Source organism: Pseudomonas borbori (assembly GCF_900115555.1).
Classification (GTDB): Bacteria; Pseudomonadota; Gammaproteobacteria; order Pseudomonadales; family Pseudomonadaceae; genus Aquipseudomonas; species Aquipseudomonas borbori.
Genome location: NZ_FOWX01000015.1, coordinates 1 through 21,848, shown reverse-complemented (window position 1 = coordinate 21,848; position 21,848 = coordinate 1). Strand labels below are relative to the sequence as shown.

At 63.6% G+C, this 21,848-nt stretch carries 22 protein-coding genes, 1 pseudogene and 1 riboswitch; of the genes and pseudogenes, 12 read left to right on the top strand and 11 right to left on the bottom strand.

Going from position 1 to position 21,848, the window contains the following annotated elements:
• Window positions 1–26: 26 nt before the first annotated feature.
• The 3 genes from cpdA to BM315_RS12780 all read right to left on the bottom strand — a co-directional run bounded on the left by cpdA (window position 27) and on the right by BM315_RS12780 (window position 2,061).
• Window positions 27–842, bottom strand: coding sequence for a 3',5'-cyclic-AMP phosphodiesterase (gene cpdA / locus BM315_RS12790; RefSeq protein ID WP_090501529.1), 816 nt, complete (start codon window positions 840–842; stop codon window positions 27–29).
• 158 nt (window positions 843–1,000) lie between these two features.
• The gene (locus BM315_RS12785; protein WP_090501527.1) at window positions 1,001–1,453 is read right to left on the bottom strand and encodes a DUF1249 domain-containing protein; all 453 of its coding nucleotides are present in this window, start codon (window positions 1,451–1,453) and stop codon (window positions 1,001–1,003) included.
• A complete protein-coding gene (locus BM315_RS12780) occupies window positions 1,444–2,061 on the bottom strand; it encodes an NUDIX domain-containing protein (RefSeq protein WP_090501525.1) in 618 nt (205 codons plus the stop codon). The genes BM315_RS12785 and BM315_RS12780 overlap by 10 nt, the downstream gene beginning before the upstream one ends.
• 186 nt (window positions 2,062–2,247) lie before the next feature.
• Here BM315_RS12780 and BM315_RS12775 point away from each other — a divergent pair, with 186 nt between their 5' ends.
• Complete coding sequence (locus tag BM315_RS12775) at window positions 2,248–2,988, top strand: RsiV family protein (RefSeq protein WP_090501523.1); 741 nt, start codon at window positions 2,248–2,250, stop codon at window positions 2,986–2,988.
• Between the two features lie 149 nt (window positions 2,989–3,137).
• Here BM315_RS12775 and thiC read toward each other — a convergent pair whose 3' ends face one another.
• The gene (gene thiC / locus BM315_RS12770; protein WP_090501521.1) at window positions 3,138–5,033 is read right to left on the bottom strand and encodes a phosphomethylpyrimidine synthase ThiC; all 1,896 of its coding nucleotides are present in this window, start codon (window positions 5,031–5,033) and stop codon (window positions 3,138–3,140) included.
• A gap of 98 nt (window positions 5,034–5,131) precedes the next feature.
• Window positions 5,132–5,238: riboswitch (TPP riboswitch) on the bottom strand.
• A gap of 219 nt (window positions 5,239–5,457) precedes the next feature.
• Between thiC and BM315_RS12765 the strand changes: the two genes are divergently transcribed.
• Complete coding sequence (locus tag BM315_RS12765) at window positions 5,458–6,906, top strand: TolC family outer membrane protein (protein WP_090501519.1); 1,449 nt, start codon at window positions 5,458–5,460, stop codon at window positions 6,904–6,906.
• Between the two features lie 137 nt (window positions 6,907–7,043).
• On the opposite strand, the gene waaA is transcribed toward BM315_RS12765, so the two are convergent.
• Together waaA and BM315_RS12755 are read right to left on the bottom strand one after the other, a co-directional pair.
• Complete coding sequence (gene waaA, locus BM315_RS12760) at window positions 7,044–8,333, bottom strand: lipid IV(A) 3-deoxy-D-manno-octulosonic acid transferase (protein WP_090501517.1); 1,290 nt, start codon at window positions 8,331–8,333, stop codon at window positions 7,044–7,046.
• A gap of 33 nt (window positions 8,334–8,366) precedes the next feature.
• On the bottom strand, window positions 8,367–9,242 hold the full coding sequence (locus BM315_RS12755; protein ID WP_090501515.1) for a LysR family transcriptional regulator: 876 nt from the start codon (window positions 9,240–9,242) through the stop codon (window positions 8,367–8,369).
• An 86-nt stretch (window positions 9,243–9,328) separates the two neighbouring features.
• On the opposite strand from BM315_RS12755, the gene BM315_RS12750 reads away from it, so the two are divergent.
• The 4 genes from BM315_RS12750 to BM315_RS12735 all read left to right on the top strand — a co-directional run bounded on the left by BM315_RS12750 (window position 9,329) and on the right by BM315_RS12735 (window position 12,869).
• Window positions 9,329–9,661, top strand: coding sequence for a DMT family transporter (locus BM315_RS12750; protein ID WP_090501513.1), 333 nt, complete (start codon window positions 9,329–9,331; stop codon window positions 9,659–9,661).
• Between the two features lie 133 nt (window positions 9,662–9,794).
• On the top strand, window positions 9,795–10,967 hold the full coding sequence (locus BM315_RS12745; RefSeq protein ID WP_090501511.1) for an NAD(P)/FAD-dependent oxidoreductase: 1,173 nt from the start codon (window positions 9,795–9,797) through the stop codon (window positions 10,965–10,967).
• The gene (locus tag BM315_RS12740) at window positions 10,967–11,785 is read left to right on the top strand and encodes an aldo/keto reductase (protein WP_090501509.1); all 819 of its coding nucleotides are present in this window, start codon (window positions 10,967–10,969) and stop codon (window positions 11,783–11,785) included. The genes BM315_RS12745 and BM315_RS12740 overlap by 1 nt, the downstream gene beginning before the upstream one ends.
• Before the next feature lie 124 nt (window positions 11,786–11,909).
• Entirely contained in the window at window positions 11,910–12,869 is a 960-nt protein-coding gene (locus tag BM315_RS12735) for a metal ABC transporter ATPase (RefSeq protein ID WP_244527294.1), read from the top strand.
• Window positions 12,870–12,964: 95 nt separating this feature from the next.
• Here BM315_RS12735 and BM315_RS25460 read toward each other — a convergent pair.
• From BM315_RS25460 to msbA, 4 genes and pseudogenes are all read right to left on the bottom strand, one after another.
• A pseudogene (locus tag BM315_RS25460) lies at window positions 12,965–13,036 on the bottom strand (hypothetical protein); the annotation flags it as partial.
• Window positions 13,037–13,195: 159 nt separating this feature from the next.
• Window positions 13,196–13,843 (bottom strand): acyltransferase, encoded by a 648-nt coding sequence (locus BM315_RS12730; protein WP_090501507.1) that lies wholly within the window; start codon window positions 13,841–13,843, stop codon window positions 13,196–13,198.
• 4 nt (window positions 13,844–13,847) lie between these two features.
• Window positions 13,848–15,272 (bottom strand): bifunctional D-glycero-beta-D-manno-heptose-7-phosphate kinase/D-glycero-beta-D-manno-heptose 1-phosphate adenylyltransferase HldE, encoded by a 1,425-nt coding sequence (gene hldE / locus BM315_RS12725; protein ID WP_090501505.1) that lies wholly within the window; start codon window positions 15,270–15,272, stop codon window positions 13,848–13,850.
• Between the two features lie 214 nt (window positions 15,273–15,486).
• Window positions 15,487–17,295, bottom strand: coding sequence for a lipid A export permease/ATP-binding protein MsbA (msbA, locus tag BM315_RS12720; protein ID WP_090501502.1), 1,809 nt, complete (start codon window positions 17,293–17,295; stop codon window positions 15,487–15,489).
• Window positions 17,296–17,451: 156 nt separating this feature from the next.
• Between msbA and BM315_RS25000 the strand changes: the two genes are divergently transcribed.
• Genes BM315_RS25000 through BM315_RS24675 form a run of 6 tightly spaced genes read left to right on the top strand, consistent with a single transcriptional unit; the run spans window position 17,452 to window position 21,404 of the window.
• The gene (locus BM315_RS25000; RefSeq protein WP_244527293.1) at window positions 17,452–18,597 is read left to right on the top strand and encodes an O-antigen ligase family protein; all 1,146 of its coding nucleotides are present in this window, start codon (window positions 17,452–17,454) and stop codon (window positions 18,595–18,597) included.
• Window positions 18,594–19,271, top strand: coding sequence for a lipopolysaccharide kinase InaA family protein (locus BM315_RS24995; protein WP_244527292.1), 678 nt, complete (start codon window positions 18,594–18,596; stop codon window positions 19,269–19,271). The genes BM315_RS25000 and BM315_RS24995 overlap by 4 nt, the downstream gene beginning before the upstream one ends.
• 4 nt (window positions 19,272–19,275) lie before the next feature.
• Window positions 19,276–19,680, top strand: a complete 405-nt coding sequence (locus BM315_RS12710; protein WP_090501500.1) for a sugar 3,4-ketoisomerase — start codon at window positions 19,276–19,278, stop codon at window positions 19,678–19,680.
• On the top strand, window positions 19,673–20,158 hold the full coding sequence (locus BM315_RS12705) for an acyltransferase (RefSeq protein ID WP_090501498.1): 486 nt from the start codon (window positions 19,673–19,675) through the stop codon (window positions 20,156–20,158). The genes BM315_RS12710 and BM315_RS12705 overlap by 8 nt, the downstream gene beginning before the upstream one ends.
• Entirely contained in the window at window positions 20,136–21,239 is a 1,104-nt protein-coding gene (locus tag BM315_RS12700) for a DegT/DnrJ/EryC1/StrS family aminotransferase (RefSeq protein ID WP_090501496.1), read from the top strand. Before BM315_RS12705 ends, BM315_RS12700 begins: the two co-directional genes overlap by 23 nt.
• Window positions 21,240–21,263: 24 nt before the next feature.
• The gene (locus tag BM315_RS24675; RefSeq protein WP_170862210.1) at window positions 21,264–21,404 is read left to right on the top strand and encodes a hypothetical protein; all 141 of its coding nucleotides are present in this window, start codon (window positions 21,264–21,266) and stop codon (window positions 21,402–21,404) included.
• A gap of 56 nt (window positions 21,405–21,460) precedes the next feature.
• Here BM315_RS24675 and BM315_RS12695 read toward each other — a convergent pair.
• The coding region (locus BM315_RS12695; RefSeq protein ID WP_170862209.1) for an ATP-binding protein at window positions 21,461–21,848 on the bottom strand (388 nt) is incomplete at its 5' end.

Here is a 21,848-nt window from a genome sequence, read left to right as displayed (position 1 = left end):
GCCTCCAGTCTCGGCCTCAAGCGGCCTTAGTAGCCCTTGACGCTGTAATCCACCTCGAACTCGATCCCGGTCACGCGCGACACCCCGGTGTCCAGCCGGCCGTCGGCGTAGAGGCGCAACCAACGGTAGCCGGGCGCACTGGTGTCGACCTGGAATTCCTCACTACCCGGGGCGAATTGCACGCAGGTGGAGGGCGACGCCAGCAGGCGCAGACCGTTGTGCACTTGATCGAATTCCTGGTGGATATGCCCCCAGAGCAGCGCGCGCACCTGACTGAAGCGCTCCAGTACGGCGAATAGCGCCTCGGAGTTGCGCAGACCGATGGGCTCCATCCAGCGGCAACCGATGGACACCGGATGATGGTGCAGGCAAATCAGGTGATGGCGTTCCGGCACTTCGCCGAGCGCACGCTCCAGCAGGGCCAGCTGCTGCGGACCAAGATAACCCGGCACCGCACCGGGAATCGACGAGTCGAGCAGGATGATGCGCCAGTTACCCAGGTCGATCACCGGCTCCAGCAGGTTGCTGCCGGCGCAGGCGGCCTGCATGGCCGGGACGTCGTCATGGTTGCCGGGAAACCAGCGGGCCGGCGCCGCCAGCGCCGCGGTCATCCGCCGAAAGCGCTGGTAGGACGCCAGGCTGCCGTCCTGCGACAGGTCGCCGCTGGCAAGCATCAGGTCGATCTGCGGCTGCTCCTGCAGCACCCGATCGATCACTTGCTGCAGGCTGTCCTGGGTATCCAGACCCAGTAGCTTGCCGGCCGCTTCGGCAAATAGATGGCTGTCGGACAGCTGCACCAGCAGGACCGAGGAATCAGCAGCGGAATTGAGCTCGCTCGGCAAGGCCGTCTCCTTGAGCGGAATGGGTGAATTATGGTGGCTAGTCCGGGCAGCGGTAAACCCGCGAAGTGGACATGGATCACAGAAAAGCAGCTGCAAGCTGTCGGGTGACGTGCTCAGGATACTTCTTGACGCCTAGGGTTTGGCGCATGTGGAGGGGTTTAAACCACCGGTTCCAGCTCATGGCCACAGGCCAGGCAATGGCTCAGCCATTCACCGAGAAACAGGTTGAGCTGGGACTTTTCATCGGGCTGATGCATGGCGGCGTTCGGATAAGGGTAGATGCTGCGAAAACGCCGGGCGTTCTGTGCGCCTGTCACCTCGGCCATGCGCGCATCGTGGTACACCCGCACTTCCAGTTGCGGCACCGGCAACCAGGGCAGGCTGTGCTCCTGGCGCACCCGCACGGTCGAGGTGTAGGGACAGGTTTCCAGCACCTCCAGGCTCAACACGCCGAGCAGCAGCTCGCCCTGACTGAGGGCAACCCGCCGCGCACAGGACGCCTCGCGCATGTCCGGCAGCAGGCGCATCAAGCGTGCATAGTTGGCTTCACAGGCCGCCTGCAGCTCGATCAAGTCAACCCGATAACGCTCACGCAACAGGTTCACGACCATAATCCCCTAACCTCGGCGCGGTTCAGCGCCAGCCATTGCAAGGCGATGATGCTCGCCGCATTGTTGATGCGCCCGTCCCTGACCGCGTCCAGGGCATCCTCCAGCGGCATGACATGCACCCGAATATCCTCGCCCTCCTCGGCCAGACCATGCACGCCCCCGGCGCCCTGGCTGCTGCAGCGCCCGAGGTACAGGTAGACCCGTTCGTCCGAACCACCGGGCGAAGGGAAATACTCGCTGATCGGCCACAGCGAACTCAGGGTCAGGTTGGCTTCCTCCATCGCCTCACGCAGCGCCACCTCCTCCGGCTGCTCATCGGTATCGATCAGCCCGGCGACCAGCTCCAGCAGCCAGGGGCTGGCGGACTTGCCCATGGCGCCGACGCGAAACTGCTCGATCAGCACCACTTCGTCGCGCTGCGGGTCATAGGGCAGCACGCACACGGCATCGTGGCGGATAAACAGCTCGCGACTGAGCGCCGGGCCCATTTCGCCAGAAAACTGCAGATGGCGCAGGCGCAGGCGATCGAGGCTATAGAACCCGCGGAAGCAGGCTTCGCGCTCGATAATCTGCACCGCATCCGGGCCTGGTTTAAAGGTGTCGGTCATCCACGTCTCACTCAATCCGATAATCAGGGCTTTCGCGCATCCTACCTCTGCATTCGGCCTTGCGCAGCCTCTTTGCAGATTAGGCGCTGGCTGGGATCATGCAGCGCTGTTGCGACGGATTACCCTGGCGAACCACTGGGATAACCGGCAGTCCAACTACCCTCTCTCCGCCTGGCGCAGAACTCAATGTTTGCATGTAAAAAACTCGTCACCATCAGTCTTGGCCTGCTGCTCAGCGCCTGCCAGAGCCTGCTTCCAGGCAATAGCCCGCTACCGGTGCAACGCGTCGCCTGGGAGAGTATCCAGCCCGGCTGCACGGGCGATACCTGCCCGCTGGTGAATATCGACACCCTGATATTTCCCGACGAAACGCAGCTCAATGGGTTGATCGAACAGCGCCTGCTGCAGATGACCAACGACTCACCGGGCGCGCCCCTGCCCGCCTCGCTGCAGTCCTACGAAAAGGATTTCCTGCACAGTGCCCAGCGCGGCTGGCACAGCTACCTGCAGGCCAAGGTGCGCGAACAACACGACCAACTGGTGATCATCGAGCTCTCCAGCTACCTGTCCACGGGTGGGGCACACGGCATGCCGGGGCGCGGCTTCATCAACTACGACCGCAGGCTGCAAAAGGCACTGAGCCTGCAGGATCTGCTGCTACCCGGGCAGACCGATGCGTTCTGGAGCCTCGCCGGCCAGGCGCACCAGCGCTGGCTGACGGCCAACCAGTTGGATCAGAACCCCGAGCACATCGGCAAATGGCCGTTCGAGCGCACCGAGAACGTCGCCCTCGGGCAGGCCGAAGTGCTGCTGAAATACGACGTCTACAGCATCGCGCCCTACTCCAGCGGCCATCCGCAGCTGACGATCCCCTACAGCCAGCTCCAGGGCATCCTCAAGCCGCAATACTTCCCCGCGCGCGATTGAAGGAACCGTTCGCGCAGACCGATCGACAGCGACGAGTACGCCGAGCGACTACCTGGGCTTGAAGGGCTGTGTGCGACCACGAGTCGGGTCGCACACAGCCAGAAAAGCAAACGCCAGGAGCCTGTTCGCTCCTGGCGTCGGGTAACGCGTCAGACCTGCTTGTAGATCACCGAACCTTCATCCTTGAAACGCCCGGACTGTTCGGCGAAACCGGCCTCGATGGCCTTCTGCTCGTCGGTCAGACCATGCTCCTTGGCGTAGTCGCGCACTTCCTGGGTGATCTTCATCGAGCAGAACTTCGGCCCGCACATGGAGCAGAAATGCGCGACCTTGGCCGAGTCCTTGGGCAGGGTCTCGTCGTGGTAGCTGCGCGCGGTGTCCGGGTCCAGGCCGAGGTTGAACTGGTCTTCCCAGCGGAACTCGAAACGCGCCTTGGACAGGGCGTTGTCGCGTATCTGCGCGCCCGGATGACCCTTGGCCAGGTCCGCGGCGTGGGCGGCGATCTTGTAGGTGATGATCCCGGTCTTGACGTCATCCTTGTTCGGCAGGCCCAGGTGCTCCTTGGGCGTGACGTAGCAGAGCATGGCGCAGCCGAACCAGCCGATCATCGCCGCACCGATGCCGCTGGTGATGTGGTCGTAGCCCGGCGCGATGTCGGTGGTCAGCGGGCCGAGGGTGTAGAACGGCGCTTCGTCGCAGCATTCCAGCTGCTTATCCATGTTCTCCTTGATCAGCTGCATCGGCACGTGGCCGGGGCCTTCGATCATGCACTGCACGTCGTGCTTCCAGGCGATCTTGGTCAGCTCGCCGAGGGTTTCCAGCTCGCCGAACTGGGCGGCGTCGTTGGCGTCGGCGATCGAACCCGGACGCAGGCCGTCGCCCAGCGAGAAGCTGACGTCGTAGGCCTTCATGATCTCGCAGATTTCCTCGAAGTGGGTGTAGAGGAAGTTCTCCTGGTGATGCGCCAGGCACCACTTGGCCATGATCGAGCCGCCGCGGCTGACGATACCGGTGACCCGCTTGGCGGTCAGCGGCACATAGCGCAGCAGCACCCCGGCGTGGATGGTGAAGTAGTCCACGCCCTGCTCGGCCTGCTCGATCAGGGTATCGCGGAACAGCTCCCAGGTCAGGTCTTCGGCCACGCCGTTGACCTTCTCCAGCGCCTGGTAGATCGGCACGGTGCCGATCGGCACCGGCGAGTTGCGGATGATCCACTCGCGGGTCTCGTGGATGTGCTTGCCGGTCGACAGGTCCATCACCGTGTCCGAACCCCAGCGGATGCCCCAGGTCAGCTTGGCCACTTCTTCCTCGATCGAGGAGCCCAGCGCCGAGTTGCCGATGTTGCCGTTGATCTTCACCAGGAAGTTGCGGCCGATGATCATCGGCTCCAGCTCGGTGTGGTTGATGTTGGCCGGGATGATGGCGCGACCGCGGGCGATTTCCTCGCGGACGAACTCGGCGGTGATCTGCTTGGGCACACTGGCACCGAAGCTCTGCCCGGCGTGCTGCTGGTCGAGCAAACCGGTGGCGCGCGCCTCCTCCAGCTTGAGGTTCTCGCGGATGGCGACGTATTCCATCTCCGGGGTGATGATGCCCTGGCGCGCGTAGTGCATCTGGCTGACGTTCTTGCCGGCCTTGGCCCGGCGCGGGTTGCGCACGTGGGCGAAGCGCATCTTGGTCAGCTCGGGATTGACCAGGCGTTCCTGGCCGAAGTGCGAGGACAGGCCGTCGAGCAGTTCGGTGTCGCCACGGTCATCGATCCAGGCCGAACGCACATCGCCCAGGCCCTGGCGCACGTCGATGGTCACGCTCGGGTCGGTGTAGGGGCCGGAGGTGTCGTAGACCAGTACCGGCGCATTGATTTCGCCACCAAACTCGGTCGGGGTGATGTCGAGACTGATCTCGCGCATCGGTACGCGGATGTCCGGGCGCGAGCCTTGCACGTAGATTTTCTGCGAACGCGGGAATGGCTGGATCGACTGCTGGTCGACCTGAGCGGAATCACTCAGATTCGCGGTGTTGAGGTTTTTTTCTTGTGTGCTCATCGGCTGGTGCTCTCCTGGGACGAAATGTCGGAGCGAACCTGGGACGGAGAGCGTACGGGGCGCACCGCAAGTGGTGCCGAGAGCACTCGCCGAGGGAGGGGCGAGGCCATCTTGTTCCCTACGCAGGCCTTAACCTGATCAGGTTCAACGGGATCCGGCAGCTGCCAATCTCAGCCCCGCATATGGGGCACCCCGACAAGAACCCGGCCAGTCTAATCAAGACACCGCAATAAAACCAACCGGGGAGTCAAAAAAGCATGACCCATGCGTCGGATAGTGACGCTGCCATCCCGACCAAACAATTTGTTGCACATAGGCAACATAGCTTGTTGCAATCTACACTCGGTGCCCAATAAGCATGCCTTGACCCCTCTGGCAGCGCCCCTTAGCCTTGCCGATTACCGCCAAATTCAGGATTCCCCCAATGTTGCGCAGACTCTCCCTGGCGCTTGCTGTGGCCTCCGCTTCCGTTGCAATGGCCTGGGCAGAACAAGCCCCGCCGTCCGCCAAGACAGACCTGGTCACGGTCTATCAGGAAGCCGCCGCCAACAACGCCGACCTGGCGGCCGCCCGCGCCGACTACCAGGCTCGCCGCGAAGTGGTGCCCCAGGCGCGCGCCGGCTTGCTGCCCAACCTTTCGGCCGGCGCCGACCTGAGCGACAACCGCACCCAGATCGACTCGCCGGCCAACACCGCCTCGCGCAGCGGCACGGTATACCAGGCCAACCTCAGCCAGCCGCTGTTCCGCGCCGACCGCTGGTTCCAGCTGCAGGCCGCCGAAGCCAGCAGCGAGCAGGCTGCCCTGGAGTTGTCCGCCATCGAACAGAACCTGATCCTGCAGAGCGCGGAAACCTACTTCGCCGTGCTGCGCGCCCAGGACACCCTGGCCTCAACCAAGGCCGAAGAGGCCGCGTTCAAACGCCAACTCGACCAGGCCAACGAGCGCTTCGACGTCGGTCTGTCGGACAAGACCGACGTGCTCGAGGCCCAGGCCGGCTTCGATACCGCACGGGCCAACCGGATCTTCGCCAATCGCCAGGTCGAGGATGCCTTTCAGGCCCTGATCACCCTGACCAACCGCGAGCACCCGGCGCTCGAAGGCATCGAGCACAGCCTGCCGATCCTCGCCCCGACCCCGAACGACGCCAAGGCCTGGGTCGATACCGCCGCCGCGCAGAATCTCAACCTGCAAGCCAGCAATTACGCGGTGAGCGCCGCCGAAGAAACCCTGCGCCAGCGCAAGTCCGGGCATGCCCCGACCCTGGACGCGGTGGCCAGTTACCAGAAGGGCGACAATGACAGTCTCGGCTTCAGCAACTCGGGCAACCGATTGCCCGGCCAGGATCCCTTCAGCGGCGATGTCGAGCAGCGCTCGATCGGCCTGCAACTGAATATCCCGCTGTACAGCGGCGGCCTGACCAGCTCGCAAGTGCGCGAGGCCTATCAGCGGGTCAACCAGAGCGAACAACTGCGCGAAAGCCTGCGCCGCCAGGTGGTGCAGAACACCCGCGATCTGCATCGCGCGGTGAACACCGACGTGGAAACCGTGCAGGCACGCAAGCAGTCGATCATCTCCAACCAGAGCGCCCTGGAAGCCACGGAAATCGGCTACCAGGTCGGCACCCGCAACATCGTCGACGTACTCGATGCCCAGCGCCAGCTGTACAACTCGGTGCGCACCTACAACTTTGCCCGCTACGACTACATTCTCAACAACCTGCGCCTCAAGCAGGCCGCCGGCACCCTGAGCCCGGCCGACCTGGAAGCCCTCGAGCAATACCTCAAGTCGGACTACGACCCGGATCGCGACTTCCTGCCACCCGACCTGGCCAAGGCCGCCGAAGCGCAGTTGCGCGGCAATCTGGATTATTGAGTAAGCCGATTCACCAAAAAGCCCGACACGAGTCGGGCTTTTTTGTGGGTGCTGCCCGGCGACTCGTGGCGCGCATGGCGCACCCCAGCCGATAGTCGCATTCCATCGCGTAGGGTGCGCCGTGCGCACCAGGTCGTTCATGAACGCTGCAACAAGCCCGCCAGCCCCGCCAACAAGCGCGCCAGCGCGCCCTGGTTGGCCCGCATCACGGCCAGTCCCGCCGCGCGCATGTTCTGCGCCTGGGCAGGCTCGCGCCACAGCTGCTCGACCCGTTGCGCCAGACCGTCGGCATCGGCCACTTCGAGCAGCGCGCCCGCTTCACGCAATTGCGCGGCGATTTCGAGGAAATTGAACAAGTGCGGGCCGCTGAGTACCGGTTTGCCCAAGGCGGCCGGCTCCAGCAGGTTATGCCCGCCATTGCCGACCAGGCTGCCACCGACGAAAGCCAGATCGGCCAGGGCATAGAGAAACAGCAGCTCGCCCATGGTGTCGCCGAGCAACACCTGATCGCCCGCCAGCAGCGCCTCGCCACTGGAACGTCGGCGCGTGGCGAAACCTTGGCGCTGGCACAACTCGAACACCGAACCAAAGCGCTCCGGATGCCGCGGCACCAGGATCAGCAAGGCCTCGGGCCGCTGCTCGAGCAGCACGCGGTGCGCCGCCAGGACAATTTCGTCTTCACCGGTATGGGTGCTGGCGGCGATCCACACCGGCCGCTGCGATGCGCCCCACTGCTCGCGCAACTCGCTGGCGCGCGCCAGCAGCGCAGGGTCGATGGTCAGATCGAACTTGATCGAGCCGGTCACCTCGACGCATTCGGGCCGCGCGCCCAGACTGCGAAAGCGCTCGGCCTCGGCGGCGGTCTGCACCGCAATCAGGCTCAGTTCGGCGAGCATGGGCGCGGTCAGTTTGGCGAAGCGCGCGTAACCACGCGCCGAGCGCTCGGACAGCCGCGCATTGGCCAGGGCCACGGGAATGCCGCGCCGGGCACACTGGTGGATATGGTTGGGCCACAACTCGGTCTCCATGACCACCGCCAGCCGGGGCCGGGCACGCTCGAGAAAACGCGCCGCGGCCCAGGGCAAGTCATAGGGCAGATAGCAGTGCTGCACGCGCCCGGCATACTCGGGCCCGGCGAACATGGCCTGAATTCGCTCAGAGCCGGTCGGCGTCATGCAGGTGATGGTGATCGGCAACTGCGGATAGCGCGCCAGCAATTCACGAATCAGCGGCGCGGCGGCAATGCTCTCGCCCACCGACACCGCGTGCAGCCAGATGCCACCGGGTTGCAGAAGCGGCAAGCCGAGGGCGAAGCGTTCGCCGATACGTTTCGCATAGGCCGGCGCGCGCCACGCACGCCAGGCCAGACGCCCGGCGACCAGCGGCAGGCCGAGATGCAACAGCAGGGTGTAGAGGGCTCTATTCATGGGCGCGCAGCTTAGCAGAGCGGCCGCCAGCAATCAGCCGATGGCTTGCAGGCACTCGGCAAAGCAGTCGGCCAGCCAGAGTGCGGCCGGTCCCGGGGCTTCATCGCGACGGCAGACCAACTCGACCACCAGCGGCGGCGGGGTCCAGTCGCTGTGCAATTCGACCAACTGGCTCTGGTAGGTCGGGTACTGCACCACATGGCGCGGCAGCCAGGCCCAACCCAGGTTACGCAGCAACAACTCGGCCATGGCGTAGAAGCTGTCGGTGCGCCAGACCGCTGGGCTGATCTGCTCGCCACCGGGGTACTGCGGCGTCATCAACAACTGGCGATGGCGCGCCAGTTCGCGCCGGTCGACATGCCCCGCTCCGGCCAGCGCATGGCCGGCACCGCATACCGTGACCATCTCGATGGTGCCCAGGCGCTGACGCTCCAGGGCTTCGGGCATCTGCTCATGGTGGAATAGCAGGCCGAGGTCGGCACGGCGCTCCAGCAGCTTGCGCGCGACATCGCCCTGGGCGCCGCTGGCCAGTTGCACCTCCAGCAACGGGAAGGCCTGGGCCAGGGCCTCGAGGCTGTCGAGTACCGGCTGGTAGGGCATGGCCTCGTCCTGGGCCAGGCGCAGGCACACTTCTTCACCGCGCGCCAGTCCCAGCGCCCGCCCCTCCAGGCGCTCGCACTGGCGCAGCACCTCGCGCGCTTCCTCCAGCAGCGACGCCCCGGCCGCCGTCAGGCGTGGCTGACGGCCGCTGCTGCGCTCGAACAACAGCACACCGAGGTCGGTCTCGAGCATGGCAATGGCATTGCTGACCGCCGACTGCGCACGGTTCATCCGCCGGGCCACGGCAGAAAAGGACTGGCGCTCGGCCACGCCGACGAACAAGCGGATTTGCTCCAGGTTCCACTGCATAACCCATCTCCATATCAGATAGGTAATCACTTTAGCCCATCAACAGAACGCCTAGAATGGCCAGCAGATCAACCAGGAGGCCCACCATGAGCGGCTATCTCTATCTCGCTGTCGCCATCACCGCCGAAGTCATCGCGACCACCTCGATGAAGGCGCTGGACGGCTTCAACAAACCGCTACCGCTGCTGTTGGTGGTGGTCGGCTATGCCATTTCCTTCTGGATGCTCAGCCTGGTGGTCAAGACCATTCCGGTCGGCGTGGCCTACGCCGTCTGGGCAGGCCTGGGCATCGTGCTGGTGAGCATCGCCGCGGTGATTCTCTACCAGCAGCGCCTGGATCTGCCGGCGATGCTCGGCATGGGCCTGATCGTCTGCGGCGTGGTGGTGATTCAATTGTTCTCGCACAGCGTCGGCCATTGAGGGAGCTGCACGCTGCAAATAAAGGCCCAGCCGCCGGACGCAGCTTCGCTTGCCGCTTAAAGCTTGCCGCTTGCGGCTCGGCGCCTGCCACTTACCGCTATACTGCGAGCCTGTTTTCCAGTGAGGCCCACGCATGTCCCAGGCTCTGAGCACTGACATTCTGATCGTCGGCGGTGGTATCGCCGGCCTCTGGCTGAATGCGCGCTTGCGCCGCCAGGGCTTTGCCACCCTGCTGGTGGAAAACGCCAGCCTCGGTGGCGAGCAGAGCGTCAAATCGCAAGGCATCATCCACGGCGGCGCCAAGTACGCCCTGCATGGCGCCCTGACCGGTGCCTCGGAAGCCATCGCCGACATGCCACGACGCTGGCGCGAGGCGCTGGCCGGCAGCGGCGAACTGGACCTCTGCGGCGTGCGCCTGCTGTCCGATGCCCATTACCTGTGGTCGCCCGGCAGCCTGGCCGGCAATATCACCAGCTTCTTCGCCAGCAAGGCGGTGCGCGGCCGCGTCGACCAGGTAAAGGGCGAGCAGCTGCCGCCCGCCCTGCAGCACCCGAAATTCAAGGGCAAGGTCTACCGCCTGGCCGAGCTGGTGCTGGATGTGCCCAGTCTGATCACCCGTCTGGCCGAACTGGCCGGCGACGGCCTGCTGGCCGCCGAGGCCATAACGCCCTTGCGCGAGCAGGGCCGACTGGTCGGCCTGCTTGTCGACGGCCGCGAGATTCGCGCGCAACGCATCGTCCTCAGCGCCGGCAGCGGCAACGCCGAACTGCTCGCCGCCCTGGGCCTGACTCAGCCCGTGCAGCAACTGCGGCCGCTGCATATGGTGCTGGTCAAGGGGCCGAGCCTGAAACCGCTGTACGCCCACTGCCTCGGCGGCGGACCGAAGCCGCGGGTCACCGTCACCACCCATCCGGCGGCCGATGGCGAGTGGGTCTGGTACCTCGGCGGCGATCTGGCCGAAGCGGACGGTGTGGCCCGCGACGCGGCCGCGCAGATTAAAGCCGCGCAGCAGGAAATCGGCGCCCTGCTGCCCTGGGTCGATCTCTCCCGCGCCCGCTGGGCCACCCTGCGTGTGGATCGCGCCGAACCGGCGCAGTCCGGCCTGGTCCGTCCGGATAACGCCTTTCTCGCCGAACAAGGCGGGCTGCTGGTCGGCTGGCCGACTAAACTGGCATTAGCCCCGGACTTCGCCGACCGCGTGCTGGCGGCGCTCGACCGTGACGGCATCCAGCCCGCCACCCATGCGCCGCTGCCGGCCCTGCCCCGTCCGGCCGTAGCGCGCCCAGCCTGGGAGGAACTGTTCTAATGCACGCCTTGCATACCCTGCACAACCTGCACCGCCCGCTCGGCTCGACCGAGCTGCTGGTCTCGCCATTGGGCCTCGGCACGGTGAAGATCGGTCGCGACCAGGGCGTGAAATACCCCAACGGCTTCAGCATTCCGGGCGACGCGGCGGTCATCGAGTTGCTCGCCCAGGCCCATGACCTGGGGATCAACCTGATCGACACCGCCCCCGCCTACGGCACCAGCGAAAGCCGCCTCGGTCCGCTGCTGCGCGGCCAGCGCCAGCAGTGGGTGATTGTCAGCAAGGTCGGCGAGGAGTTCGACGGTGGCCAATCGCACTTCGATTTCAGTCCGGCGCACACGCGCTTCTCGGTGGAGCGCAGCCTCAAGCGCCTGGAAACCGACTTCATCGACCTGCTGCTGGTGCATTCCGACGGCAACGACGTCAGCATCCTGCAAGACAGCGGCGTCTACGAGACTCTCGCCGAGCTCAAGCGCGAAGGCAAGATTCGCGGCTTCGGCCTGTCCGGCAAAACCGTCGAGGGCGGCCTGCTGGCACTCCAGCAGGGCGACTGCGCGATGGTCACCTACAACCTCAACGAACAGGGCGAACTGCCGGTGCTGGACTACGCCGAGCAGCACGGCAAGGGCATCCTGATCAAGAAAGCCCTGGCCAGCGGGCATGCCTGCCTGGCCCCGGGGGAAGACCCGGTACGTGCCAGCTTCGAGCTGATCTTCGCCCACCCGGCGGTGAGCTGCGCGATCGTCGGTACCATCGATGCGCAACACCTGGCCCATAATGTCGCGACCGCCGCGGCGGTCATTCAGGATATCGCCTGAACCCCATCACGCGCTGCGCGCAATTGCAGAAGCGGCCGGGCGGCGCTCCGCTCGATCCGCGAAAAATTGCCCCTGCGGCCAGGCCCGGCAGCCAGATCGGGGCTCACCCCATCCAGGAGTCCACATGTCGCGCACGCTCAACCGCAAAGACCCCAGCGCCTTCAAGACCCTGCCCTTGTTCGTCGAGGCCAGCGCGGAAGGATTGAGCTACCAGAGCCTGGGTCGGCCGCTGAATTTCAGCGAGATGCTCGGCCGGCGCCGTGCGATCGAGGTGGGCGACAACCAGCGCTTCGCCGTGGAGCTGGCCAATCTGGGGGTTTCGGTGCGCCTGACCCTGACCTGGCAAGGCCGGGACTACTGGATTCTGGTGCGCCAGCGGCGCCTGGACCGGGGCGACGTGGTGCTCAAGCTGATCTCCGGCTACGTGCCCGCCCACGAACTCAATCTGCCACTGCTCACCGCCATCCAGGAGGTCGCCGAGGAGTGCCTGCTGGAAACCCCCGAAGGCTGGCTGAGCGGCCGCTTCGGCGACACCTGGCTGCCCTCGCCCTACCAGGGCACCCTGCGCTACCGCGAGACCCTGCACTTTCAGCTCAGCCCACTGTCCGGCGCAGCACGGCCGGTGCAATGCGGCCAGCTGACCCTGCTGGAACGGCCACGCGCCTATGTGCACCTGCCCACGGCCTCGCTGCAACTGGTCTACGACCTGCATCTGGAACTGCCCAAAGAGGCCAGGCAACTCAGCCTGTTCCACGTCGACGAACGCCTGGAGGACGGCAAGCTAATCGCCCGCCTCGACCGCAGCCGCCCGGACCTGTACCTGATCCCGCTGCACCAGGGGCGGCCGAGCGCCGAACTGCTGACCCTCAACAAAGGCCAGTTGAAAGCCGCCAGCACCCGCGGTCTGTGGCTGGCAGAGAGCTTCGCGGCGCAAGACGGCTGGCTGGTGCGCGACGAACGCATCCGCTGGAAAGACTGGCTGAGCCAGCAACAACTCGGCGCCGCGCCGGCCAAACCTTCGGCAAAGCCGCGAGTGCCGACGGCGGCAGCGCCACTCAAGCTGAATGCCGCCCAACAGGGCTGAACGGCATACACTCACCCGGATTCAGGTGCTGCGGATTTTCTCGACGATGGCGGTGGTCGAGCTGTTTTCCACCAGCCCCAGCACCCGCACTTCACCCGGCGCAGTTCCGGCGCGCTGATGGCGGCGGTACCCAGCTTGCCGACCACGATACCGGCGGCCAGGGAGGCTGCCCATTACTGCTGCTCAGGCGGAATCCGCACACCTGCGTAGCAACAACTGCTCCAGCCACTTAGTCTTCTCGCCAGCAAAAAGGTCGCAATAGAGTCCGTATGAACGCTGCGCGGCACGAATCACACGGCCCAATAGGCTGCCGCTTCGAGTTATCGCTAGATAAAACTGCGATCCCAGCGGATACCTCGTTTGACAATCTTCGCCGGTACGCCCGCCACGACACAGTTGCCTTCCTCGAAGGCCTTGGAGACCAACGAACAGGCTCCCACCACGCTTTCTGGATGCAGAACCGTACCCTTGAGTATTTGCACGTCACGGCCAATCCAAACCCGGTCAGCGATACTCACACTGCGAGAGTGATTGAGCCGCCGGCCGCTTTCCACGTCGATGATCGAATGCTTGTCGCCGGTACGGATCAGAATGTCAGTGGAAAGCATGCAATCGTTACCGATATCGATGCTCGCGGCCTCGTCAACCAGCAGGTAGGCACCTTCCACCGTGGTATCAGCGCCAATGCAAATGTGCTGCCCGCGTGTGTTGCGCAAATAGATCTTGCCAGAGCTGATGCGCGCACGCGCGCCGATCTCGATCAGATTGTCCTCGCCATCAAGGCGAATCTCGCAGTGCGTGATCTCCACACCCTCGCCAAGCACCAGGCGGTTGTTGCGCCCTCCCAGCTTGATCGTGACCTTTTTCATCCGCCATGCGGCACTGGCCGGAATCTCAACATGGTTGCCGGCCTTGATCCTGAACCGATTCTTGTAGCCAAGGTTGCGCAATACGAGGCCGATCTTTTTCAACATGAACTCAGTCCTTTGCCCGAATCTTCTCGACGATGGCGGTGGTCGAGCTGTTTGCCACCAGCCCCAGCACCCGCACTTCGCCGCCATAGGCGTGCACGATATCGGCGCCGACTACGCCCTCGATGCCGTAGTCGCCGCCCTTGACCAGCACGTCCGGCTTGACCTCGCGCAGCAGGTTCTCCGGGGTGTCCTCGCTGAAGCTCACCACCCAGTCCACCGCGCCTAGGCCGGCGAGCACGGCCATGCGCCGATCCACCGAGTTGATCGGCCGGCCGGGGCCCTTCAGGCGACTGACCGAGGCGTCGTCGTTGACCGCCAGCACCAGGCGATCGCCCTGGGCCCGGGCCTGCTCCAGGTAAGCCACGTGGCCGGCATGCAGAATGTCGAAACAACCGTTGGTGAAGACGATCTTCTCGCCATGGGCGCGGGCGTCCTCGATGGCCAGCAACAGCTGATCCGGGCTAAGCACGCCGCGCTCGGAACCCGCCTCGCGCTGGATCGCCCGGCGCAATTCCGGCGCGCTGATCGCGGCGGTACCCAGCTTGCCGACCACGATACCGGCGGCCAGATTGGCCAGGGCGACGGCCTGGGGCAACCCCTCGCCAGCGGCCAGGGAGGCTGCCAGGGTCGAGATCACCGTATCGCCGGCACCGGTGACGTCGAACACTTCACGGGCACGGGCCGGCAGGTGCAGCGCCGCATGATCGGGGCGCAGCAGGGTCATGCCGTGCTCGCCGCGGGTAATCAGCAGCGCGCCCAGCTCCAGCTCGTGCATCAGGCGCGCGCCCTTGGCCACCAGCTCGGCCTCGTCGACGCAATGACCGACGATGGTCTCGAACTCGTTGAGGTTCGGCGTGATCAGACTGACGCCGCGGTAGATCGAGAAATCCTTGCCCTTGGGGTCGGCCAGCACCGCGATGCCCTTGGCCAGCGCCGCCTGGATCAACACCTGATGATTCTGCAGCGCGCCCTTGCCGTAGTCGGACAGCACCAGCACCTTGACTCCGGCGAGCAACGCCTCGACCTCGACCGCCAAGGCCGCGGAGTCGGTATTGAAGGGTTGTTCGAAGTCCATGCGCAGCAGTTGCTGATGGCGGCTCATGACCCGCAGCTTGACGATGGTCGGTTGGCCGACGATACGCTGGAAATGGGTCTTGACCCCCACCGCCTGCAGTCGGTCGCTCAGGCTGGCGGCCGCCTCGTCGTCGCCAGTCACGCCGACCAGCAGCGCCGGCGCACCGAGGGCGGCGATGTTCAACGCCACGTTGGCGGCACCGCCCGGGCGGTCTTCGATCTGCTCGACCTTGACCACCGGCACCGGCGCCTCCGGCGAAATCCGCGAGGTGCCGCCATGCCAGTAGCGGTCGAGCATGACATCGCCCACCACCAGGACAGGGGCTTGGTCGAAACGGGGCATGGACAACTTCATGTGAACTCCGGTGGCCTCAAGCAGCCCGTTGAAAAACGTAGGCGAGGCAGGCAAGACAAGGCAAAAACAGGCGAGGAAGCGACTGGGGTCGCACTCGACTTTACGTGCTGTAAATGAGCATTCCGACTGGGCTCGCATCCGAGCCTGTTTTTAACGCAGTATCGCCAACGCAGGTAGTTTTTCAACGGTCTGCTAGTGGCGGGCGCGTAGTTTATCAGGCGATATCCAATGGCGCGCTTTCATCCAGTCCCAGCGCATGCAGGCGCGCATAGAAACCGTTCTGCTCGAGCAGCGCGGCATGGGTGCCACGCTCGACGATGCGCCCCTGATCCATCACCAGAATCAGGTCGGCTTTTTCGATGGTCGACAGACGATGGGCGATGACCAGCGTGGTCCGCCCCTTCATCACTCGATCCAGGGCCGCCTGGATATGTCGCTCGGACTCGGTATCGAGGGCCGAAGTCGCCTCGTCCAGCACCAGAATCGGCGCGTCCTTGAGCAGAGCCCGGGCTATCGCCAGACGCTGGCGCTGGCCGCCGGAGAGCAGCACGCCATTCTCGCCGACCTCGGTATCCAGCCCCTGCGGCAGCTTGTCGATGAACTCCTTGGCGTAGGCCGCCTCGACCGCCTGCTCGATGGCATCGCGCGGCGCATCGGCCAGGTCGCCATAGGCGATGTTATTGGCCACGCTGTCGTTGAACAGGGTGACCTGCTGCGTCACCAGGGCGATATGTCGGCGCAGGTTACGCAATGTGTAGCTTTCGACATCCACCCCGTCGAGCAGAATCTGTCCGGTCTCATGGTGATAGAAACGCGGAATCAGGCTGGCCAGGGTCGACTTGCCGCTGCCGGAGCGCCCGACCAGGGCGATCATCTGCCCCGGCTCGGCGCTGAAGCAAATATCGTTGAGCACCGGCTTCTCGGCGCCAGGGTACTGGAAGCTCAGATTGCGCACCTCCAGACGGCCGCTGACCCGCTCAAGCTCGACCGTGCCGCGGTCGACCTCGGGGGCTTCGTCGAGCTGTTCGAAGATGCTGTCGGCGGCAGCCAGGCCCTTCTGGATGTTGGCGCTGACCTCGGAGAGCTGGCGAATCGGCTTGGGCAGCAGGCCGGCGGCGGTGATGTAGGCCACCAGGTCGCCCGCCGTGGCATCGCCGCGCAGCAATAGCACCAGAAACATCAGCACCGCCATGGCGCTGTAAATCACCAGTTGCAGCATGGGGGTGTAGACCGCTCCGGTCTTGGTCATGCGCAGTTGCTTGTTGGTGTTGTCCTGACTGGCCGAGGTGAAGCGCGTGGACTCATAGGCCTCGCCACCAAAACTGCGCACCACCCGATAGCCCTGAATGGTCTCGGAGGCAACATGGGTGACATCGCCCATGGCCACCTGGATCTTCTTGCTTTGCTTGCGGAATTTCTTGCTCGCGCTGCCGACCATCAGCGCAATCACCGGCAGGATGGCCAGCATCACCAGGGTCAGTTGCCAATTCATCCACAACAGATAGGCGAACAGGAAAACCACCGTCAAGCCTTCGCGAATCACCACCTTGATCGCATCGGTCGCCGCGCCGGTGACCATGGTCACGTTGAAGGTGATACGCGAGATCAGATGCCCGGAGTTGTGATTGTCGAAATAGCGGTTGGGCAGCGCCAGCAGGCTGTTGAACAGGGAAACGCGCAGATCGTGCACCAGCCCCAAGGAAACCTTGGCCAGGAAGTAATTACCCAGATAGGCCCCGACCCCCTGCCAGGCGGCGATCAGCACAATCAGCAGCGGCACGGCCTGCAGCAGTTGCAGATCGCGCAGGTAGGGTACCGTCGGGAACAGCACCGCCTCGGGATTGGACAGACCATCGACGAAGTACTTGAGAATGCCGGCGAGCATCGGCTGGGTGGACGCGAAGATGACGTAGCCGAGGATACTGATCGCGAAGTAGCCGATGTAGGGCTTCACGTAACCGAGCAGTCTGAGATAGATCTTCAGACTGGAGGCTTGGGTAGCGTTTGAGTACAGGTCGGTCATGCGTTCACGCTTCGACTTGGCCGAAAAGGCTGACGAGCTTAGCACAGCAGTGGCTGCCTCTTCCCGGCGGATGCTTTAAGATGCCCAACTCTCAATAGTCCCCGGCCTGGTCCAGTGCAGACATCGCAAACGCTGACAAATCCCTCTTTATCGTTCATGGAAAACTGCATCGTTCGCCATTGGCTGGCGCTGGGCTATCTGGTACTCCTGACCGGCCTGTTCTGGGTTGCCAATGGCAGTCTGTTCACCAAGTTTTACTACGGCCTGATTGCCGCCCCCGCCTTGTTCGCCCTGATCCTTGCACCACATAACCTACGGCTAATCCTTCGCGAGCCCATAGTGCTGGTGTTCCTGGCCTTTTCCGCCTGGCTGCTGCTCAGCCTCTCCTGGACGCAGGCCGATGACGGCCTGGGCGGGCTGGCCAAACGGCCACTGTATGTGTTCATGATGTTTGCGGCCTGCGCGCTGATCGCCTGCAAGGACGAGCAGTTGCTGCTCAAGACCCTGCGCATCGGCGCCCTGCTCGCAGTCCTGGCCGCCCTAATCAATCTCTACTTTCACTTCACTACCGCCTCAGCCGGGGCACGCCTGATCGGCACCGGCGCGCTGCGCAATCCGCTGCTCACCTCCCACGTACTGGGCTTTTTCTGCACCTACTGGATCGCCGCCTGGCTGACCCGCAGCGAACGCCATGACTGGCTGCCGATCCTGCTCGCCTTGCCTCTGCTGGTAGCCCTGCTGGCCACCGGCTCGCGCACGCCGCTGCTGGCCCTGACCCTCACTAGCCTGTGGATGCTCCTGATCACCAGCCGCCGGGCGCTCTACCTGGTCGCGGCACTGATGGTTGCCGCCGCCATCAGCATGGTTTTCATGCCCGAGCTGTTGCTGCAACGCGGCCTGTCCTTCCGCCCGCAACTCTGGAGCGAAGCCATACGCCAGGCCAGCGAGCACCTATGGATTGGCCACGGATTCGACAGCAAGTTCGTATTCAATATCAAAGGGCTCGGCTGGACGTTGAGCGATCCGCACAATGTCGAACTGGCCGTTCTGCTCGAACTCGGCCTGGTGGGCCTGAGCTTGTGGCTGCTGATGTATGGCCTGATCTTGCTGCGCTGCCTGCAACAGCGGCACCAAGGCAAGTTCCAACTGGCGTCCGCCCTGGTCGTCTACGGCCTGTCGGCAGGCCTGAGCGAAGGCAGTAATTTTTTCTCCCGACCCAACGAGAACTGGTTCCTGATCTGGATCCCCATTTCCCTGGTCGCCGCGCTATCCATTAGTCAGCGCCTGCAGAGCAAACCATGAGAACCCTCAGCACAACGGAACTCGATACCCTGCTGCGTGGCGCCAAGACGATCGAGGAAGACGGCCTCGGCCTGAAGGTGGCCTGCCTGGCGAACGGCGACTTCCTCAAGCTGTATCGCCGCAAGCGCCTGCTGTCGTCGGCACTTTGGTCGCTCCCCGCACGCCGCTTCGCCAATAATGCCAAGCGCCTGCAACAACTCGGCATAGCATCCCCGGATATCGAAGAGCTGCTGCTGATTCCCGAGCGGAAACTGAATGGCGTGCGCTACCGCCCCCTGCCTGGGGAAACCCTGCGCGACCGCTGGAGAACCTTGACAGACGAGGCACGCGAGGCAGAGGTTCAATGTTTCGGCGCATTTCTCGGACACTTGCACCAGTTGGGTGTGTACTTCCGCTCTCTACACTTGGGCAATGTGCTTTATCTGCCCGATACGCGCTTCGGCCTGATTGATTTATCCGACATGCAGGTCAGCGGCCAGCCACTCCCCCGCTGGAAACGCAAACGCAATGTCCGTCACTTGCTCCGCTACCATGAAGACGCTCAATGGCTTGCCAGCCTGCATCTGGCCGCATTGATTCGCGGCTATGCCAGTAGCGCCGGAGAACCCGCTGCCCATCGTTTGATGCACGAACTAAACGCGTCCCAGACCGCCCCCCTTGGAGCCTCCAGGTAACAGCATGAGCCTAGTCAAACTGATTGATTTTCGTGAAATTGCAGACACTCGCGGGGCACTGGTGGCGCTGGAGGGCGGGAACGAAATCCCATTTGAAATTCGCCGGGTGTATTACCTCTACCAACTTAGTAATAGCTTTCACCGGGGCTTCCATGCACACCGCAAACTCGAACAAGTTGCCGTCTGCCTAAGTGGCAGCTGCAGCTTCCTCCTGGACGACGGGCTGAACAGGCAAACGCTGAAACTGGCCTCACCCGCGCAGGGGCTGCGCATCGAGCCGATGGTCTGGCACGAAATGTTCGACTTTTCCAGCGATTGCGTGCTGATGGTCATCGCCAGTGAGCACTACGACGAGTCCGACTATATCCGTGACTATGAGCAGTTCGTAAAAGAGGCGGCAAATGCCTGAGATTCATCGACTAGCCGACGTGCAAAGCTCAAGCATTGGAGCGGGCACGCGAATCTGGCAGTATTCGGTCGTACTACCCAATGCCCGAATAGGCCGGAACTGCAACATCTGCGCGCACACCTTCATCGAAAACGAAGTGGTGATCGGCGACGATGTCACGATCAAATCCGGTGTTTATCTCTGGGATGGCACGGTAATCGAGGACGGTGCCTTCATCGGCCCCAATGCGACCTTTAGTAATGACAAAACCCCCCGCTCCAAGGCTTATCCAACGCACTACAGCGGCCCACGAATCAAGCGCGGCGCCTCGATTGGAGCCAATGCCACCTTGTTGCCCGGGGTGATAATCGGCGAGTACGCCATGGTGGGGGCGGGAGCCGTAGTCACGACAGATGTCCCTGCATTCGCAGTTGTAATCGGCAACCCTGCGCGCATCCTGCGCTTCCTGGACGAAAATGATTCCCTTCCTGAACCTTAAAAGCGTCAATGCCGAACTGCGTACCGAACTACTGGACGCCTGCGCCCGCGTCATCGACTCGGGCTGGTATATCGGTGGCAATGAGCTCGCGGCATTTGAACAAGAATTCGCCGCCTACTGTTCGACCACCCACTGCATTGGTGTGGCCAATGGCCTAGACGCGCTGACACTGACTCTGCGGGCCTGGCTGGAGTTAGGTCGGCTTCAGGAAGGCGACGAGGTCATAGTTCCGGCCAATACCTATATAGCAACGCTACTGGCCATCACCGAGAACCACTTGAAACCGGTGCTCGTGGAACCCGACGAGGGCAGCTTCAATCTATCCCACGCGGCAGTCGCGGCCGCGATCACTCCCCGCACCAAAGCCATCATACCGGTGCACCTGTACGGACGCCTGGCGCAGATGCCGGAACTCCTGGACCTTGCCAGCGAGCATCAACTCCTGGTACTCGAAGACGCCGCCCAAGGGCATGGCGCCAGCTTATCGGGACGCAAGGCCGGAAACTGGGGAGATGCGGCCGGCTTCAGCTTCTATCCGGGCAAGAACCTGGGCGCCTTGGGCGATGCCGGGGCCATCACCACATCCGATGATGAGCTTGCCGAGACCCTGCGTGCACTGCGCAATTATGGCTCCCATGAAAAGTACCGGAATCTGTTTCAAGGGGTAAACAGCCGCCTGGATGAGATTCAGGCGGCCATATTGCGAGTGAAGTTGCAGCATCTGGATCGGCAGACCGAACAACGTCGCCGGATCGCTCGCTGTTACCTGGATCTGATCGAGCATCCCGCCGTAACACTTCCCGCCTGGGGGGAAGAGCAACAGCATGTGTGGCACCTGTTTGTGGTGCTCAGCAAACAGCGTGAACAGCTGCAACAACAACTGACCCGGTCCGGCATCCAGACCCTGATTCATTACCCCATCGCCCCGCACCGGCAAAATGCCTACCCGGAACTCGGTCATCTGCAACTGCCGATCACCGAGCGCCTGCACGATGAGGTTCTGAGCCTACCCATGGACCCGAGCATGACACTCGAGCAAGCGCACGAAGTCGCTCAGGCGATCAACAATGCAACACTCTAAACCAGTAGCAGCCGGCTCAAATACATGAAGAAGCTGCTCAAATACGGTTGGCGCACAGGGCTAAAGCGTTATCTGTTGCAGTTGCTGCAAGGCAATCGCAAGCTGGTGTATCGGCTACTTTCGGAGAATGCGGATTTCGGTGAACGTGACCGGTCATTTCGCTAACAACGTGACCGGTGCCTCCACCCGATTGCGCGGGGTCTAAATTCTAACCGCATCGGTCACGATGCGGCTTCTTCCTCCGTGTTTTTCCGCCGCAGTGACTCACCTTTCATCACGATTCGGTAGGCGTTGTGCACCAGGCGATCGAGCAAGGCGTCGGCCAGCGTGGGGTCGTTGATCCAGCCGTGCCAGTGATCGACGGGAAGCTGGCTGGTCAGGATGGTGGAGCGGCTCCCGGCGCGGTCGTCGATCACTTCCAGCAGGTCATGCCGGGCATTTTCCTCCAGCGGGGCCAGGCCCCAGTCGTCCAAAATCAAGACGTCGACCTTGGCCAGCTGTTGCAGGGTGCGCCCGAAGCTACCGTCGCCGTGTGCGATGCGCAGTTGCTCCAGCAGGCGCGGAGTGCGCAGGTACAGCGCGCTGTAGCCCTGGCGGCAGGCCTGATGG

Bases quoted from the DNA above. Each gene is read 5' to 3' on its own strand.
- BM315_RS12785 (WP_090501527.1), bottom strand. From the start codon at position 1,453: ATGGTCGTGAACCTGTTGCGTGAGCGTTATCGGGTTGACTTGATCGAG.
- BM315_RS12780 (WP_090501525.1), bottom strand. From the start codon at position 2,061: ATGACCGACACCTTTAAACCAGGCCCGGATGCGGTGCAGATTATCGAG.
- BM315_RS12775 (WP_090501523.1), top strand. From the start codon at position 2,248: ATGTTTGCATGTAAAAAACTCGTCACCATCAGTCTTGGCCTGCTGCTC.
- thiC (WP_090501521.1), bottom strand. From the start codon at position 5,033: ATGAGCACACAAGAAAAAAACCTCAACACCGCGAATCTGAGTGATTCC.
- BM315_RS12765 (WP_090501519.1), top strand. From the start codon at position 5,458: ATGTTGCGCAGACTCTCCCTGGCGCTTGCTGTGGCCTCCGCTTCCGTT.
- waaA (WP_090501517.1), bottom strand. From the start codon at position 8,333: ATGAATAGAGCCCTCTACACCCTGCTGTTGCATCTCGGCCTGCCGCTG.
- BM315_RS12755 (WP_090501515.1), bottom strand. From the start codon at position 9,242: ATGCAGTGGAACCTGGAGCAAATCCGCTTGTTCGTCGGCGTGGCCGAG.
- BM315_RS12750 (WP_090501513.1), top strand. From the start codon at position 9,329: ATGAGCGGCTATCTCTATCTCGCTGTCGCCATCACCGCCGAAGTCATC.
- BM315_RS12745 (WP_090501511.1), top strand. From the start codon at position 9,795: ATGTCCCAGGCTCTGAGCACTGACATTCTGATCGTCGGCGGTGGTATC.
- BM315_RS12740 (WP_090501509.1), top strand. From the start codon at position 10,967: ATGCACGCCTTGCATACCCTGCACAACCTGCACCGCCCGCTCGGCTCG.
- BM315_RS12735 (WP_244527294.1), top strand. From the start codon at position 11,910: ATGTCGCGCACGCTCAACCGCAAAGACCCCAGCGCCTTCAAGACCCTG.
- BM315_RS12730 (WP_090501507.1), bottom strand. From the start codon at position 13,843: ATGTTGAAAAAGATCGGCCTCGTATTGCGCAACCTTGGCTACAAGAAT.
- hldE (WP_090501505.1), bottom strand. From the start codon at position 15,272: ATGAAGTTGTCCATGCCCCGTTTCGACCAAGCCCCTGTCCTGGTGGTG.
- msbA (WP_090501502.1), bottom strand. From the start codon at position 17,295: ATGACCGACCTGTACTCAAACGCTACCCAAGCCTCCAGTCTGAAGATC.
- BM315_RS25000 (WP_244527293.1), top strand. From the start codon at position 17,452: ATGGAAAACTGCATCGTTCGCCATTGGCTGGCGCTGGGCTATCTGGTA.
- BM315_RS24995 (WP_244527292.1), top strand. From the start codon at position 18,594: ATGAGAACCCTCAGCACAACGGAACTCGATACCCTGCTGCGTGGCGCC.
- BM315_RS12710 (WP_090501500.1), top strand. From the start codon at position 19,276: ATGAGCCTAGTCAAACTGATTGATTTTCGTGAAATTGCAGACACTCGC.
- BM315_RS12705 (WP_090501498.1), top strand. From the start codon at position 19,673: ATGCCTGAGATTCATCGACTAGCCGACGTGCAAAGCTCAAGCATTGGA.
- BM315_RS12700 (WP_090501496.1), top strand. From the start codon at position 20,136: ATGATTCCCTTCCTGAACCTTAAAAGCGTCAATGCCGAACTGCGTACC.
- BM315_RS24675 (WP_170862210.1), top strand. From the start codon at position 21,264: ATGAAGAAGCTGCTCAAATACGGTTGGCGCACAGGGCTAAAGCGTTAT.